Source organism: Pseudomonas sp. F8002 (assembly GCF_013385495.1).
Taxonomy (GTDB): domain Bacteria; phylum Pseudomonadota; class Gammaproteobacteria; order Pseudomonadales; family Pseudomonadaceae; genus Aquipseudomonas.
The window spans coordinates 262,161-277,502 of record NZ_JACAPW010000015.1 but is presented as its reverse complement, the minus strand read 5'-3'; the positions used below and the strand labels follow the sequence as shown (position 1 = coordinate 277,502).

Annotated in this window: 13 protein-coding genes; 7 read left to right on the top strand and 6 right to left on the bottom strand. The window is 60.8% G+C overall.

What is annotated here, in order from left to right:
* Nucleotides 1-39 precede the first annotated feature (39 nt).
* The 7 genes from HX811_RS12970 to HX811_RS12940 all read left to right on the top strand — a co-directional run bounded on the left by HX811_RS12970 (nucleotide 40) and on the right by HX811_RS12940 (nucleotide 5,692).
* Nucleotides 40-1,029 carry an alpha/beta fold hydrolase gene (locus tag HX811_RS12970; protein ID WP_177046136.1) on the top strand — a complete coding sequence of 330 codons (990 nt, stop codon included), beginning with the start codon at nucleotides 40-42 and terminating at the stop codon, nucleotides 1,027-1,029.
* A 222-nt stretch (nucleotides 1,030-1,251) separates the two neighbouring features.
* A complete protein-coding gene (rraA, locus tag HX811_RS12965) occupies nucleotides 1,252-1,743 on the top strand; it encodes a ribonuclease E activity regulator RraA (RefSeq protein ID WP_003215007.1) in 492 nt (163 codons plus the stop codon).
* Nucleotides 1,744-1,768: 25 nt separating this feature from the next.
* Entirely contained in the window at nucleotides 1,769-2,764 is a 996-nt protein-coding gene (locus HX811_RS12960; RefSeq protein ID WP_177046134.1) for a zinc transporter ZntB, read from the top strand.
* 86 nt (nucleotides 2,765-2,850) lie between these two features.
* Nucleotides 2,851-3,096 (top strand): hypothetical protein, encoded by a 246-nt coding sequence (locus HX811_RS12955; RefSeq protein WP_003215011.1) that lies wholly within the window; start codon nucleotides 2,851-2,853, stop codon nucleotides 3,094-3,096.
* 2 nt (nucleotides 3,097-3,098) lie between these two features.
* On the top strand, nucleotides 3,099-3,923 hold the full coding sequence (locus HX811_RS12950) for a mechanosensitive ion channel domain-containing protein (RefSeq protein WP_008432650.1): 825 nt from the start codon (nucleotides 3,099-3,101) through the stop codon (nucleotides 3,921-3,923).
* 87 nt (nucleotides 3,924-4,010) lie between these two features.
* A complete protein-coding gene (gene sigX / locus HX811_RS12945) occupies nucleotides 4,011-4,601 on the top strand; it encodes an RNA polymerase sigma factor SigX (protein WP_003215014.1) in 591 nt (196 codons plus the stop codon).
* Nucleotides 4,602-4,708: 107 nt separating this feature from the next.
* Nucleotides 4,709-5,692 (top strand): OmpA family protein, encoded by a 984-nt coding sequence (locus HX811_RS12940; RefSeq protein WP_003215016.1) that lies wholly within the window; start codon nucleotides 4,709-4,711, stop codon nucleotides 5,690-5,692.
* A gap of 60 nt (nucleotides 5,693-5,752) precedes the next feature.
* Here the strand turns inward: HX811_RS12940 and cobA are convergent, their stop codons facing one another.
* The 6 genes from cobA to HX811_RS12910 form a co-directional block, all read right to left on the bottom strand.
* Complete coding sequence (cobA, locus tag HX811_RS12935) at nucleotides 5,753-6,496, bottom strand: uroporphyrinogen-III C-methyltransferase (protein ID WP_177046131.1); 744 nt, start codon at nucleotides 6,494-6,496, stop codon at nucleotides 5,753-5,755.
* Between the two features lie 9 nt (nucleotides 6,497-6,505).
* A complete protein-coding gene (locus tag HX811_RS12930) occupies nucleotides 6,506-9,214 on the bottom strand; it encodes a nitrate reductase (protein WP_177046129.1) in 2,709 nt (902 codons plus the stop codon).
* On the bottom strand, nucleotides 9,214-9,531 hold the full coding sequence (gene nirD / locus HX811_RS12925; protein WP_003215022.1) for a nitrite reductase small subunit NirD: 318 nt from the start codon (nucleotides 9,529-9,531) through the stop codon (nucleotides 9,214-9,216). The genes HX811_RS12930 and nirD overlap by 1 nt, the downstream gene beginning before the upstream one ends.
* Nucleotides 9,528-11,981 carry a nitrite reductase large subunit NirB gene (gene nirB / locus HX811_RS12920; RefSeq protein ID WP_003215025.1) on the bottom strand — a complete coding sequence of 818 codons (2,454 nt, stop codon included), beginning with the start codon at nucleotides 11,979-11,981 and terminating at the stop codon, nucleotides 9,528-9,530. Before nirB ends, nirD begins: the two co-directional genes overlap by 4 nt.
* A 232-nt stretch (nucleotides 11,982-12,213) precedes the next feature.
* Nucleotides 12,214-13,884, bottom strand: a complete 1,671-nt coding sequence (locus HX811_RS12915) for a bifunctional protein-serine/threonine kinase/phosphatase (protein ID WP_177046127.1) — start codon at nucleotides 13,882-13,884, stop codon at nucleotides 12,214-12,216.
* A complete protein-coding gene (locus tag HX811_RS12910; protein WP_003215029.1) occupies nucleotides 13,884-15,095 on the bottom strand; it encodes a NarK/NasA family nitrate transporter in 1,212 nt (403 codons plus the stop codon). Before HX811_RS12910 ends, HX811_RS12915 begins: the two co-directional genes overlap by 1 nt.
* Nucleotides 15,096-15,342 lie beyond the last annotated feature (247 nt).

Below are 15,342 nucleotides of genomic sequence, written 5' to 3'. Positions count from 1 at the left end.
ACTCCTTCCGGACGCCGCCCTTTTTTGTGCAAGAGCATTATGCAAAGCAGCAGCAACCTGTTTCCCGTCGCCTTGATCAGCGCTGAGCGTCGTGGCGACCTGAGTGAAGATGTGTATCGGCTGAAACCCGGCAACAGCCCTGACGGTACCGTCGAGCTGGCCGTGACCCGCCTGGGCCTGGCTGACGTCCCGGAAAACCGGGGCGTGCCGGTGGTTTTGTTGCATGGCAGTTTTTCCAACCGCCGCTTCTGGTACTCGCCCAAGGGGATCGGCCTGGGCGCCTGCCTGGCGCGCGAAGGGTTTGACGTCTGGATCCCGGAAATGCGCGGTCACGGGCTGTCCCGGCGCAACCAGGACTACGCCAGGAATCGTGTCGCCGACTATGCTCGCTACGACTTGCCGGCCATTGCCGCCTTCGTGCGTGAGCAAAGCGGGCAGATTCCCCACTGGATCGGGCATTCCCTGGGTGGCACAACCCTGGCTGCGGCCCTGGGTGGGCAGCACCTTGGCGCGCCGGCAGTGGCCTCGGTGGCGCTGTTTGGCTGCCAGGTCAGTCGCACGCATTGGCCGTTGAAGTTGCCACCGGTGGAGTGGACCGGTCGCCTGCTCTTGAAACGTTTCGGCCAATTGTCCGGCGCTCGGTGGAAACGCGGCCCGGAGGACGAGCCGGCGGGCGTATTGATTGAAGCCATGCGCTGGAATGGGCTGTTCGGCCGCTTTGGCGAAGGTAAACAGGATTGGTGGAAAGGCCTGGCCGAGGTTGACGTGCCGCTGTTGGCGGTGAGCGCCGCCGGCGATCACCAGGACCCGGACTGGGCCTGTCGCAAGCTCTTTGAGCAGGTCGGCTCCGAGCATCGCCAATACCTGTGCCTGGGGCGCCAGCAAGGGTTCAGCGGGGATTTCGGGCATGTCGAGATGCTCGTCAGCAAGGCCGCCCAGGCTGAAGTGTGGCCGCTGGTGACGCGCTGGTTGAAAAATCCGCTTACACCTTTGCTGGGGGCGCAGGCGCAGGAACTGGCAGCGGTTTGAGCGCAAGGCTCTATCAGGGGCGTTTCGCTTGTTTGCCGTAGAGGCTAAGATATGACGCGTTGGGTGGTTCTGGTCATATTCAGTCGCGCAGTGGGTCTTGCGTTGCTATCCGATGGGCCTGACTATTCGGCCCGGATTAAAGAACCTTCACGGCAAAGCGTTTCCAGATGTAAGTAAACAGTGGGATGTTTGACACCTTCTTTCACCTACAGGAGTTTCTCGATGAACCATTACCTTACCCCCGACCTGTGTGACGCCTATCCGGAGCTGGTGCAGGTGGTTGAGCCGATGTTCAGCAATTTCGGCGGCCGGGACTCCTTTGGTGGCGAGATCGTGACCATCAAGTGCTTTGAAGACAATTCCCTGGTCAAGGAACAAGCCGAGCTCAATGGGGCCGGCAAGGTGCTGGTGGTCGATGGTGGAGGTTCCCTGCGCCGCGCGTTGCTGGGCGACATGATCGCCGAGAAAGCCGCGAAAAACGGCTGGGAAGGGCTGGTGATCTACGGCTGCATCCGCGATGTCGACGTGATCGCCCAGACCGACCTGGGCGTGCAGGCCCTGGCCAGCCACCCGATGAAGACTGACAAGCGCGGTATTGGCGATTTGAACGTGGCGGTGACATTCGCCGGCGTGACCTTCCGCCCGGGCGAGTACGTGTACGCCGACAATAACGGTGTGATCGTCTCCCCCAGCCCGCTGAAGATGCCTGAATAAACAGCAGTAGCCGACAGGGGTGAGGATGTTCGAGGAAGAAAACGCGCAGTGGGGGCTGGTGCACGCCCTGGTGCTGGACGGTAAAGGTGGTGCGCGTTCGATTGCCCGGACAGAGCTTGATGAGCTGAAACTGCAGCCTCAGGAAAGCCTGTGGCTGCATTGGGACCGTAGCCATCCCCAGACCCAGACCTGGTTGCGCAAATCCAGCGGCCTCAGCGAATTCGCCTGTGACCTGCTGCTGGAGGAGAACACTCGCCCACGCCTGTTGCCGCTGCCGGATGCCGAACTGCTGCTGTTTTTGCGCGGGGTCAACCTCAATCCCGGCGCCGAACCGGAAGACATGGTCTCGGTGCGGATCTTTGCCTCGGCAGCGCGGGTGATTTCCCTGCGTTTGCGCCCATTGCGCGCCACCGACGAGTTGCTGGTGCAACTGGCGGACGGCAAGGGGCCGAAGACTTCCTCGGAACTGGTCCTGTATATGGCGCAGTACCTGACCAACAAGGTTCAGGATCTGGTCAGCGACTTGTCCGAAATCGTCGATATCGAAGAAGAAAAACTGGATGCCGACGAACGGTATACTCCGGAGCACGGCAGCGTTTTGCAGATCCGTCGGCGCGCCGCCGGGCTTAAACGTTTCTTGTCGCCGCAGCGGGATATTTTCGCGCAGTTGACCCGGATCAAATTGCCCTGGTTCTGTGACGACGATGCTGACTACTGGAACGAATTGAACAACAGCCTGACCCGCTACCTGGAAGAGCTTGAGCTGGCCCGGGAGCGCGTGGGGCTTGTGCTGGAGACCGAAGACCGGCGTTTGAGCCTGCGCATGAACCGCACCATGTACCGCTTCGGGATCATCACCGGGATCTTCCTGCCGATGAGTTTCCTGACCGGTTTGCTGGGCATCAATGTAGGCGGTATTCCGTTCTCTTCCAGCCCTTACGGGTTCCTGATTGCCTGCCTGATGATGGTCACGGTGGCGGTCGGGCAATGGTGGTTGTTTCGACGGTTACGTTGGGTTTGAGCTGAATGTGACCTGAACGTGGAAAGAGGTCATGTGACCCGAAGAATTTTACCCTCGTCTTTTAAATCACTTGCGAGAGGTTTTTTATGCACGATCCGTTCGAACAGTCTTTGCGTGACATGCTCAATGCCTCGCCGTCCAACCGGGACGACGATGCTTGCCTGGGTCGCGTCTTGAAAACCGCCAACCGCCAGGTCGGGGCTGGGGATCTGTTCGGTCTGCTTGGCCGCTGGTTGCCGGCGTTGATGATGGCCTTGAACAATGGTTCGGCCCATGTCTCACCGGTTTCCCGTCGTAAACCTCTTGCTCGCACTGCTGATAAGGCTGAATGAATATGGAACTCGATCTCTGGACCCAGAGTCTGGTAACTGCAATGACTGCGTTGTGGACCAAGGTGGCGAATTTCATTCCCAACCTGTTTGGTGCACTGGTGGTGGTACTGCTGGGTTTTGTCGTGGCCAAGCTGCTTGACACCCTGCTTTCCAAGTTGCTGGCCAAGCTGGGTCTTGATCGATTGATGGGTGGCACCGGCCTGACCAAGATTTTGGGGCGTGCCGGGTTGCAAGTGCCGATCTCGACACTGATCGGCAAGATCGTTTATTGGTTTGTTTTACTGATTTTTCTGGTTTCTGCGGCTGAATCCCTTGGACTTGAGCGAGTTTCAGCTACGCTCGACATGCTGGCGCTGTATTTGCCGAAAGTATTCGGTGGCGCGCTGGTGTTGCTGGTAGGGGTTTTGCTGGCGCAACTGGCCAATGGCCTGGTGCGTGGCGCGGCTGAAGGCGTGGGTCTGGATTACGCCAGCGGCCTGGGGCGAATTGCCCAGGGTCTGGTGATTATCATCAGTATTTCGGTCGCGATCAGCCAGTTGGAGGTCAAGACCGACCTGCTGAACCATGTGATTGTGATTGTTTTGATTACCGTTGGTCTGGCCGTTGCGCTGGCCATGGGACTGGGAAGCCGGGAAATTGCCGGGCAGATTCTTGCGGGAATCTATGTGCGTGAGCTATATCAGGTTGGGCAACAAGTGCGTGTGGGCGAGGTCGAAGGGCAGATCGAGGAGATCGGCACGGTCAAGACGACAGTGCTGACGGACGATGGCGAACTGGTTTCGCTTTCGAACCGGATCCTGCTGGAACAGCATGTGACTAGCCGCTAACCCGGCGAATCCTGCTAATGTACGCCGCCGCAAACCTGGGTATCCAGGCCATGGCGGACATTGACCTGACTGTCGGCACGACTTGTTTTGAATAAAGCCCAAACGCTGTCCACGCGCTATGACCCCCGTGAGCTCTCTGATGAGGAGTTGGTCGCGCGCTCGCACACGGAGCTGTTTCACGTAACACGCGCGTACGAAGAATTGATGCGCAGGTATCAACGCACTCTGTTCAACGTTTGTTCAAGGTATTTAGGGAACGATAGAGATGCGGATGATGTCTGTCAGGAAGTGATGCTCAAGGTGCTATACGGCCTGAAGAACTTCGAGGGAAAATCGAAGTTCAAGACATGGCTCTATAGCATCACGTACAACGAGTGCATCACGCAGTATCGGAAGGAACGGCGAAAGCGTCGCTTGATGGATGCTTTGAGTCTGGACCCCCTTGAGGAAGCGTCTGAGGAAAAGGCGCCTACCCCGGAAGAAAAGGGCGGACTCGATCGCTGGTTGGTGCATGTGAATCCGATTGACCGGGAAATTCTGGTGCTACGATTTGTCGCAGAGCTGGAGTTTCAGGAAATCGCTGACATCATGCATATGGGTTTGAGTGCTACAAAAATGCGTTACAAACGCGCTCTTGATAAATTACGTGAGAAATTTGCGGGCAGCACTGAAACTTAGTGCGTGGCAAATATCTCTTACGTGTAGGCAAGTTCTGTTAGACTTGTCGCCGAGTTGTCCCCCGGTATGTGGGACTGCTTTACAATCACCAGATGGGGATTTAACGGATGAAACTGAAAAACACCTTGGGCTTGGCCATTGGTACTCTTATTGCTGCCACTTCTGTCGGCGCTCTGGCACAAGGCCAAGGCGCAGTTGAAGGCCAGCTGTTTTACAAAAAGCAGTTCAACGATAGCGTCAAACATATCGAAGACGGCTTCAATCCTGGCGCCAGCATCGGTTACTTCCTGACCGACGACGTGTCGATCAACCTGAACTACGACACTACCAACCACACCCGTTCGAACGACGGTACTGGCAACCAGAAGATCAAAGGTGATACCGGCAGCGTTACTGCCCAGTACCACTTCGGTCAAGCTGGCGTCGACTCCCTGCGTCCATACGTAGAGGGCGGTTTCGGCCACCAGAGCCGTACCAACGTTGAAGCTGATGGTCACAAAGGTCGCGATCAATCGACCCTGGCTATCGCTGGCGCTGGTGTGAAGTACTACTTCACCGACAACCTGTTCGCACGTGCTGGTGTTGAAGCTGACTACGCTATCGACAACGGCAAGTGGGACTACTCCGCACTGGTTGGCCTGGGCGTAAACTTCGGCGGCAACGCTGGCAAAACTGCTCCAGCTCCTACCCCAGCACCAGCTCCAGAGCCAACCCCAGAGCCAGAAGCTCCGGTTGCTCAGGTTGTTCGTGTTGAGCTGGACGTGAAGTTCGACTTCGACAAGTCGGTTGTTAAGCCTAACAGCTACGGCGACGTGAAAAACCTCGCTGACTTCATGAAACAGTACCCACAAACCACCACCGTTGTTGAAGGTCACACTGACTCCGTCGGTCCTGACGCTTACAACCAGAAGCTGTCCCAGCGTCGTGCTGACGCTGTTAAGCAAGTCCTGGTCAAAGACGGTATCGCTCCTAACCGTGTAAGCTCGGTTGGTTATGGCAAATCCCGCCCAGTTGCTGACAACGCGACTGAAGCTGGCCGTGCTATCAACCGTCGCGTAGAAGCCTCGGTAGAAGCACAAGCAGCTCAGTAATTACTGAGTTGTAGAAAAAAGCCCGGCTTAGGCCGGGCTTTTTTTCGCCTGCAATTTGCCTCAGGCCGTGGCGCTGGCCAGGGCCGCAAGCGCCTGCGTCGCTTGCGCAACCCGGCCAATCACCAGGATAGCCGGGCTCTTGAGCGCGAATTCGTGCGCATCATCCTGCATCCGGGCGAGGCTGCTGCGGCATTCGCGCTGTTGTGGCAGTGAAGCGTTTTCAATCATCGCCACCGGCATGTCATCGCTCATGCCACCTTCCAGCAATTGCCGGCGGATTTCCTCCAGTTTCGCCACCCCCATATAGATCACCAGCGTCGTGCCGCCCTCGGCCAGGGCCCGCCAATTGAGGCTGCTGTCGTCCTGGGTATGGGCCGTGACCAACGTGACGCCACGGCTGACACCGCGCAACGTCAGCGAAATATCGCAGTTCGTTGCCCCGGCCAGCCCTGCCGTAATGCCGTTGACCAACTCCACTTCCACCCCTTGCTGCCTGAGCCACGCCGCCTCTTCGCCGCCGCGACCAAAAATGCACGGGTCGCCGCCCTTGAGCCGCACCACGCACTTACCCTGCCGGGCATAACGCAACATCAGGCGATGGATAAACGCCTGTGGGGTGGAACGGCAGCCACCGCGTTTGCCCACGGTGATCAGCCGTGCAGCGGGGCAATGCTCCAGCAGCGCCGGGTTGACCAGATCATCGATCAGCACCACATCGGCTTCCCGCAGGGCTCTCACCGCCTTGAGTGTCAGCAGTTCCGGATCGCCGGGGCCTGCGCCCACCAGCCAGACTTTTGCGCTCATATGCTTGCCTCACACTCTGATCGCGATTGGCTGCTTGCCGCTCGCCAATAACCGTTTGATTTCCGGCACACAGGAGCCGCATTGCGTGCCGCAACCCAGTTCCTGCTTCAGCCCGTTCAGGTCCAGGCCCCGGGCAATGCCGGCGCAGACCGCGCTTTCGCTGACGTTCTTGCAGTTGCACAGCGTCTTGTTGCTGCTCGAGACGCCCCCCGGTGGCGCACTCAATGGCGCCAACAACCAGCGGCGTAACTGCTCATCGGTGCGACCTTCCAGCCACAGGCTTTGCAGCCAGTGGCGAGCCAGGGTTTCGCCAGCCAGGCGGATCGCGGTGATACGGCCTTTTTCAATCTTTACCCGCTTGCCAATGGAGCGCCGCGGGTCGTCGTACGCCATCACGGGGCCGTCGTTGAGGCCCAGCAGTTGGTCGATCTGCTTGAGCAGGTCAAGGGCGGGCGCCTCGTGATGCGCCGCACGAATCAGCAGGGCAGGCCGCTCGCGTCCGGTCAGGCTCAGACTGACGTAGGCAAAGCCGTCACACAGCGGTCGCAACGCTTCGAAGTGTTGCTGCACATCGCCTTCAATCAGCGCAAACAAGTGCCAGGGCAGTTGCACCACCTCCAGGCGCACGCCGCTGTGCTTGAGTTCCGGCTGTTTGGACAGCGGGTCGAATGCCGGCTGGGTCAGCGCATTTACGCCGCCTTTAAGAAAACGGTCGCCCCAGTGCATCGGCAGGAAAGCCTGGCCGGGACGCACGCTGTCATCGCTGCCGACGGCCACAATCACGCTGCCGCGCCGGCTTTTCAGGCTGACCAGATCCCCTTCCTTCAAGCGATGGCGACGCAGTTCGTCCGGGTGCAGGCTGAGCACTGCTTCACTGACATGGCCGAACAGCTGCGCAGCGGTGCCGGTGCGGCTCATGCCATGCCATTGGTCCCGCAGGCGGCCGGTGATCAGGGTGAGTGGGAAACGCGCGTCACGCTGCTCCTTGGCGGCGCGATAAGGGTCGGCGACAAAGTGCGCCCGGCCAGTCTCCGTAGGGAAAAATCCGTCGGTGTACAGCCTTGGTGTTCCGCCCACAGCATCGGCCGGGAATGGCCATTGCTGCGGGCCTATCCGGTCCAGCAGCGCGTGGCTGATACCCGACAGGTCCAGGTCCCGCCCACGGGTCAGCAGCTTGTATTCATCAAAGATCTGCGCCGGTTGCTCAAAGGCAAAAAGTCCCGATTTTCCGGGACAAAGACGCTGCTCCAGGCGTTGGGCGAAATCCACGGTGATTGCCCAGTCCGGCCGCGCCTCCCCAGGTGGGGCGATGGCTCGGCGAACGTGGGAAATGCGCCGCTCAGAGTTGGTCACTGTGCCTTCCTTCTCGCCCCAGCTCGCGGCTGGCAGCAACAGGTCGGCGTAACGCGCCGTCTCGGTTGTACGAAAGGCTTCCTGTAGCACCACGAACGGACACGCTTCCAGGGCCTGGCGCACGGTGTTCTGGTCGGGCAGGGATTGGGCGGGGTTGGTGCACGCGATCCACAAGGCCTTGATCTTGCCGGCCTGCATCTGTTCAAACAATTCGATGGCGGTCAGCCCGGTGCTGGCCGGCAGTTGGTCGACCCCCCAATACGCGGCAACTTCTGCCCGATGTTCGGGGTTGGCAGCCTCACGATGGCCAGGCAGTAAATTCGACAAACTGCCGGTTTCCCGCCCACCCATGGCATTCGGCTGACCCGTCAGGGAGAAAGGTCCGCAGCCAGGGCGGCCGATGGTGCCGGTCGCCAAATGCAGGTTAATCAAGGCGCTGTTCTTCGCGCTGCCGGCGGTGGACTGATTGAGCCCCATGCACCACAACGACAGAAAACTCGCCGAGGTGCCGACCCATTCCGCACACAGACGCAGTTGCTCGACACTGATCCCGCACAACTGCGTGACCATTTGCGGTGTGTAGTCGTGAACCAGGCGTTTGAGTTCGACCAGGCCGTCGGTATGGGCCTGGATAAAGTCGCGGTCGATCCAGTCTTCCCACAACAGCAAGTGCAGGATCCCATGGAACAATGCGACATCCGTACCCGGCAAAATCGCCAGATGCAGGTCTGCCAAGTCGCAGGTGTCGGTGCGCCGGGGATCAATTACCAGCACTTTCATCTGTGGCCGGCGGGCCTTGGCTTCCTCCAGGCGTCGGAACAACACCGGATGCGCGTAGGCCATATTGCTGCCGACGATCATCACGCAGTCGCTCGACTCCAGGTCCTCGTAGCTGCACGGTGGCGCGTCGGCCCCCAGGCTGCGCTTGTAGCCGACCACCGCCGAAGACATGCACAGCCGCGAGTTGCTGTCGATGTTGTTGGTGCCCACCAGCGCCCGCGCCAGTTTGTTGAAGCTGTAGTAATCCTCGGTCAGCAACTGCCCGGAAATATAGAACGCGACGCTGTCCGGCCCGTGTTCAGCGATGGTTTCGGCAAACACGTTCGCCGCGTGCTCCAGGGCGGTATCCCAGTCGGTGCGGCTGCGGGCCAGGCCTTTGCCCAGCCGCAGTTCCGGGTACAACGCGCGGGCCGCGAGGTCTCCGGTGAGGTGCAGGCTGGAGCCCTTGCTGCACAATTTTCCGAAGTTGGCCGGATGACTCGGATCGCCACTGACGCCGAGGATCTGCGAGCCATCATGCTCGATCAGTACGCCGCAACCGACCCCGCAGTAGCAGCAGGTGGACGCGGTGGTCTGGCGGTTCATCAACCGGCGTCCCGCAGGGCCAACATCACCCGGCCGTTTTCCACACGGGCCGGGTGGTGATGGGCGCAGCCGACGTCCGGTGCCTGGGCCTCCCCGGACTCCAGGTCGATCTGCCAGTTGTGCAGCGGGCAGGCCACGCGCTTGCCGTAGATCAAGCCTTGGGACAGCGGGCCACCCTTGTGCGGGCAGCGGTCGTCGAGGGCGAAAACCTCGTCGTCACTGGTACGAAAAATCGCGATGTCGCCTTTTGGCCCGCTGATGATGCGCGAGCCCAGGGCGTTGATTTCTTCGAGGGCGCAGATATCCAGCCAGTTCATGCCGGCACCTCCAGCAGTTTGACGGGGATGGTGTCGAATTCCTTTTTCAGCAGCGGCTGTTCCAGGCGTTCTTTCCACGGGTCCTGCTCGAACGACAGGGAGAATTGCAGGCGTTCATTCAGTGCCTGGCGCCGCGCCGGGTCTTCCAGTACAGCCTTCTTGATGTGCTCCATGCCGACCCGTTGCAGGTAGTGCACGGTGCGCTCCAGGTAGAAGGCTTCTTCCCGGTAGAGCTGTAGGAAAGCGCCGTTGTATTCGCGCACTTCTTCGGCGGTTTTCAGCTTGACGAAGAACTCGGCGACCTCGGTCTTGATCCCGCCGTTACCGCCGATGTACATCTCCCAGCCGGAATCGACGCCGATGATTCCAACGTCCTTGATCCCCGCTTCCGAGCAGTTGCGCGGGCAGCCGGACACTGCCAGCTTGACCTTGTGGGGCGACCACATATTGAACAGGTCATGTTCCAGCTCAATCCCCAGTTGCGTCGAGTTCTGCGTACCAAAGCGGCAGAACTCGCTGCCGACGCAGGTCTTCACGGTGCGGATGGATTTGCCGTAGGCGTGGCCGGATGGCATATCGAGGTCTTTCCATACGCCGGGCAAGTCCTGCTTCTTGATGCCGAGCAAATCGATGCGCTGCCCGCCGGTGACCTTGACCATCGGCACGTTGTACTTGTCGGCCACATCAGCGATGCGCCGCAGTTCCGACGGATTGGTCACACCACCCCACATCCTTGGGACTACCGAGTAGGTGCCGTCTTTCTGAATATTGGCGTGGGCGCGTTCGTTGATCAGGCGCGATTGCGGATCGTCTTTTGCCTCGCCGGGCCAAGTGGAGATCAGGTAGTAGTTGAGTGCCGGGCGGCAGGTGGCACAGCCGTTCGGGGTGCGCCAGTTCAGGTAGCTCATGGTGCCGGCGATGGTCAGCAGGTGCTGGTCGCGGATGGCCTGGCGGATTTGCCCGTGGTTGAGGTCGCTGCAGCCGCAGATGGCTTTTTCGCTTTTCGGTTTGACGTCCGCCGCGCCGCCCACGGTGTTGATCAGGATCTGTTCCACCAGCCCGGCGCAGGAACCGCAGGAGCTCGCGGCCTTGGTGTGCTTCTTCACATCGTCGACGCTGAACAGCCCGTGTTCCTGAATCGCCTTGACGATGGTGCCCTTGCACACGCCGTTGCAGCCGCAGACTTCGGCGGTGTCGGCCATGCTCATGGCTTTGTCCTGGCCTTGGTGGCCTACATCGCCCAAAGCATTTTCACCGAACATCAGGTGATCGCGAATCTCGCCAATGGCATGGTTCTCACGGATCTGCCGGAAATACCAGCCGCCGTCAGCCGTATCGCCGTACAGGCAGGCGCCGACGAGGATGTCGTCCTTGATCACCAGCTTCTTGTACACACCGCCAATCGGGTCGGAAAGCGTGATGGTCTCCGTGCCTTCGCCGCCCATGAAGTCCCCGGCGGAGAACAGGTCGATGCCGGTGACTTTCAATTTGGTCGAAGTCACCGAGCCTTGATAGCGCGCGAAACCCAGTTGGGCGAGGTGGTTGGCGCAGACCTTGGCCTGCTCGAACAGCGGTGCCACCAGGCCGTAGGCAATCCCGCGATGGCTGGCGCATTCGCCGATGGCATAGATGCGCGGGTCGTAGGTTTGCAGGGTGTCGTTGACCAGAATCCCGCGGTTGCACGGGATGCCGGATTTTTCCGCGAGTTCGGTGTTGGGGCGAATGCCCGCAGCCATCACCACCAGGTCGGCGGGGATCACATCGCCATTCTTGAATTGCACCGAGCCGACGCGGCCGTTGCCGGCGTCATGCAGCGCCTCGGTCTGCTCCTTCAAGCGAAACACCAGGCCACGGCTTTCCAGTTCGGTTTGCAGCAACTGGCCGCTGGTCTTGTCCAGTTGCCGTTCCAGCAGCCACTCGCCGATATGCACCACGGTCACGTGCATGCCACGCAGCATCAGGCCGTTGGCGGCCTCCAGGCCCAGCAGGCCGCCGCCGATGACGACCGCGTGCTTGTGGGTCTTGGCGGTGTCGATCATGGCCTGGGTGTCGGCGATGTCGCGGTAGCCGATCACACCCTGCAACGTATTGCCCGGGATCGGCAGGATAAACGGCGTGGAGCCGGTGGCGATCAGCAGGCGATCGTACTCGGCCTCGCTGCCGTCTTCGGCGATGACTTTGCGTTTGACCCGGTCGATCTGCACCACTTTGCGGTTAAGCAACAGCTTGATGTTGTTATCGAGGTACCAGCTCAAATCATTGAGCACGATCTCTTCGAAGGTCTGCTCACCGGCCAGCACCGGCGACAGCAAAATGCGGTTGTAATTGGTGTGGGGCTCGGCGCCGAAAACGGTGATGTCGTACAGGTCGCTGCTCAGCTTGAGCAATTCTTCAAGGGTGCGAACCCCGGCCATGCCGTTGCCGATCATCACCAGTTTGAGTTTCTTCATGTCGTTCTCCGCAGTGGCTCGACAAATCGTGCGCAACAAAAAAAGGCGTCCCCGCTACGTAAGTAGCGAGGACGCCTTTGTCCTGGTCCCGTTCTCTCGGGAAGCCCGACCTTCGACGTTGAAGGTGCGGCTATATGTGTGTTGATGGGAAAGCTAATGCAGCGGTTGTGCCAAGTAGGATTTTGGCCGGTTTTGCTAAGTGAGGCGGCGATGTATCGAGAAAATTCGCCTCTTAGTGGTGCAACAGCCAGTACAACAGCACCAGATTGATCAGCAACGACAGCACGGCCAACGTTTGCCAGACCTTCAGCGGTTCGCGCTCCAGCAGCGGTTTTGGTCGCGTGCTCAACTCGCGGCGATCCGCCTGCTCCAGTACCAGCAACCATTCCTCGGCAGTTTCATAACGCTGCTCGGGTTGCGCGGCGACTGCGCGCTCCAGGCTCTGTTGCAGCCAGTCGGGCAGGTCGGGGCGGTAGCGGCTGGCGCCGACAGGCGTAATGAACCTGGGACGCTGGAAAGCTTCGATTTCGCCGTAGGGGTAATGCCCGGTGAGCAGGTAATAAAAGGTCACACCTACGCTATACAGGTCCTGTTGCGGGGTAGGGCGTTCGCCGTTGAAGGCTTCCGGGGCGATAAAGCTTGGCGTGCCAGGCAACAGGTGCGCGCGATCCTCCGAGAGCCCGGGGCAGTAGGCCAGGCCGAAGTCCAGCACACGCAATTCGCCATCCTCGGCCAGCAGCAGGTTTTCCGGCTTGATGTCGCGGTGCAGGATCTGCCGGCGGTGCAGCAGCCCGACGGCACGCAACAGGCGCTCGGCCAGGGTTTGCCACTGCGCCAGGGGCAATGGGCCCTGGTGCTTGAACAGTTCGGCCAGGGTTTGGCCGGAGTATTCACGCATCACGTAGTACAAATGCTGACGGCCACTGGCTGGATGGACTTCAGGAAACGCGCGGCCGGCGACCCGGCGCAGGAACCATTCCTCTGACAGCAATGCCTGGGCGGCGAACACGTCATCGTCGTGGCTGAGCGGCAAGGTCTTCAGCAGCCACGCCTGTTGATGGGCATCGCGCACCCGATAGAGCAAGGATTGGCGGCTTTGCCCCAACAGCGACTCTACGTGCCAGCCTTCGAAGCGCTGGCCGGGTTTCAGGGGGGGCGGCAGGGGCCATTGCTGCAACTGCACCAGCGCATCGCCGAGGGTGGCGGCGCCAAGCTGGTCGACGCGGACCAGCAGGGCGCTGGCGTTGTCCTGGCTACCGGCCAGGTGCGCGGCGCTGACCAGGGTGTTTACCGCGAGGTCCAGGTCCGACTGTTCCCGCAGGATTGCGCTGATGTTGTTGTCATCCAGGGTCGCCCACACGCCGTCGCTGAGCAGCAGGAAACACTCGCCTGCCCGCAACTCGCCGTCGAGGAAATCCAGCACCAGATGCTGATCCAGGCCCATGGCGCGCTTGAGCACATGCTGCATGCCCGGTTGCTCCCACACATGCTCCTGGCTCAGGCGCTGCAACTGGCCATCGAGCCAGCGGTACACCCGGCAATCACCCACATGGGCCAGGGTGAAACGCTGGCCGCGAAACACCAGGGCGCTGAGGGTGGTCAGCAACGGCTGACCGCCGCCGTTGGCTTGCAGCCAGCGATTCTGGGCCACCAGCAAGCGCTCCAGGGCCTGGGCCACGCCCCAGGTTTGCGGCGTGGCGTAATAGTCCAGGGCCAGCGCTTGCAAGGTCGAGCGTGCAGCCAGTCCGCCATCGGCGCATTGGCTGACGCCATCGGCGATGGCACACAAGTAGCCTTTGCTGGCGGCCAGCTCCGGGGCGGGAGTGACCAGGCGCAAGGCGTCCTGGTTTTCCTGCCGTGGGCCGGTGGCGCTGGCTTGGGCGAAGCTCAGTTGCAGGCTCATCAGACCCGTGCAGCCGTCACCGCAGCCGAGCCCCAGGTGGTTCTCCAGCGACGCTTGACGCCGTACAGGCCGAACCAGGCCAGCACGCCCAGGCTGGCGAACAACCACAGCGCCAACTGATAGCTGCCGGTGCTTTGCTTGATCGCGCCCATGCCCGCCGCCAGGGCGAAACCGCCGATGCCGCCGGCCATACCGATCAGGCCGGTCATCACACCAATCTCGCGGTGAAAACGTTGGGGCACCAGTTGGAAGACTGCACCGTTACCGGCACCCAAACCGAGCATGGTGCACACAAAAAGCGCCAGTGCTGCGTAGGAGCTTGGCAGGTTGAACCCCACCGCCGCGATGCAGATCGCTGCCACGCCGTACATGCCGAGCAGGGTGCGAATCCCGCCGAAACGGTCAGCCAGGGCGCCGCCCAAAGGCCGCATCAGGCTGCCGCCGAATACGCAGGCGGCGGTGTAGTAGCCGGCGGTGACCGGGCTCAGGCCGTATTGGTCGTTGAAATAGCCGGGCAGGGCGCTGGCCAGGCCGATGAAACCACCGAAGGTCACACTGTAGAAGAACATGAACCACCAACTGTCGCGGTCGCCCAGGGCTTTGAAGTAGTCGGCCATGGACTTGGCCTTGGGTCGTTGCGGGGCGTTGCGGGCGAGCCAGGCGAAGACGATCAGCGTCAGGATCAGCGGGATCAGTGCGAAGCCGAACACATTGCTCCAGCCAAACGCGGCGGCGAGTACCGGTGCCAGCAGGGCCGCGAACACCGTCCCGGAGTTGCCGGCGCCGGCGATGCCCATGGCCTTGCCCTGGTGCTCGGCGGGGTACCACTGGGACGCCAGGGGCAGGGCGACGGCGAACGAGGCTCCCGCCATGCCGAGGAACATGCCCAGCAGCAGGGCTTGCTCGTAGCTGTGGATTCCGAGTTTCCAGGCGACGAACAAGGCGCCGATGACAATCACCTGGCCGATCAGGCCGGCGGTCTTGGGGGAGAGTTTGTCGGCGAGCATGCCCATCAGGAACCGCAGCACTGCGCCGGCCAGGATGGGGGTGGCGACCACCAGGCCGCGTTGTTGGGTGGTGAGGTGCAGGTCGGCGGCGATTTGTACCGCCAATGGGCCCAACAGGTACCAGACCATGAAGCTCAGGTCGAAATACAGGAACGCGGCGAACAGGGTCGGGGTGTGACCGGATTTCCAGAAGCTTGATTTCATCACGCACCTCAGCGGTAAGGGGTCTTATGAGAAGGCCTGGTGATGGAACGGCTGTGGCCGCCCCATCGGCCCCGGGCTATGGGGCCAAAACGAAAAAACGCCGCCACCGGGTTCGCTGGGGCAAACCGGGTGTGCGACGTCTTTGTCGTGGAGGGGGCAACCGCCGTTGGCTACCTGTGGGGATTCTTTAGCAAGAGGTGGGCCAACAGGGGGGCGTTGTGGTGTGGTGTACATATCCGTTGCTGCG

What these genes read in the sequence shown, in the direction of transcription:
- HX811_RS12970 (WP_177046136.1), top strand. Translation starts at nt 40, where the DNA reads ATGCAAAGCAGCAGCAACCTGTTTCCCGTCGCCTTGATCAGCGCTGAG.
- rraA (WP_003215007.1), top strand. Translation starts at nt 1,252, where the DNA reads ATGAACCATTACCTTACCCCCGACCTGTGTGACGCCTATCCGGAGCTG.
- HX811_RS12960 (WP_177046134.1), top strand. Translation starts at nt 1,769, where the DNA reads ATGTTCGAGGAAGAAAACGCGCAGTGGGGGCTGGTGCACGCCCTGGTG.
- HX811_RS12955 (WP_003215011.1), top strand. Translation starts at nt 2,851, where the DNA reads ATGCACGATCCGTTCGAACAGTCTTTGCGTGACATGCTCAATGCCTCG.
- HX811_RS12950 (WP_008432650.1), top strand. Translation starts at nt 3,099, where the DNA reads ATGGAACTCGATCTCTGGACCCAGAGTCTGGTAACTGCAATGACTGCG.
- HX811_RS12940 (WP_003215016.1), top strand. Translation starts at nt 4,709, where the DNA reads ATGAAACTGAAAAACACCTTGGGCTTGGCCATTGGTACTCTTATTGCT.
- cobA (WP_177046131.1), bottom strand. Translation starts at nt 6,496, where the DNA reads ATGAGCGCAAAAGTCTGGCTGGTGGGCGCAGGCCCCGGCGATCCGGAA.
- HX811_RS12930 (WP_177046129.1), bottom strand. Translation starts at nt 9,214, where the DNA reads ATGAACCGCCAGACCACCGCGTCCACCTGCTGCTACTGCGGGGTCGGT.
- nirD (WP_003215022.1), bottom strand. Translation starts at nt 9,531, where the DNA reads ATGAACTGGCTGGATATCTGCGCCCTCGAAGAAATCAACGCCCTGGGC.
- nirB (WP_003215025.1), bottom strand. Translation starts at nt 11,981, where the DNA reads ATGAAGAAACTCAAACTGGTGATGATCGGCAACGGCATGGCCGGGGTT.
- HX811_RS12915 (WP_177046127.1), bottom strand. Translation starts at nt 13,884, where the DNA reads ATGAGCCTGCAACTGAGCTTCGCCCAAGCCAGCGCCACCGGCCCACGG.
- HX811_RS12910 (WP_003215029.1), bottom strand. Translation starts at nt 15,095, where the DNA reads ATGAAATCAAGCTTCTGGAAATCCGGTCACACCCCGACCCTGTTCGCC.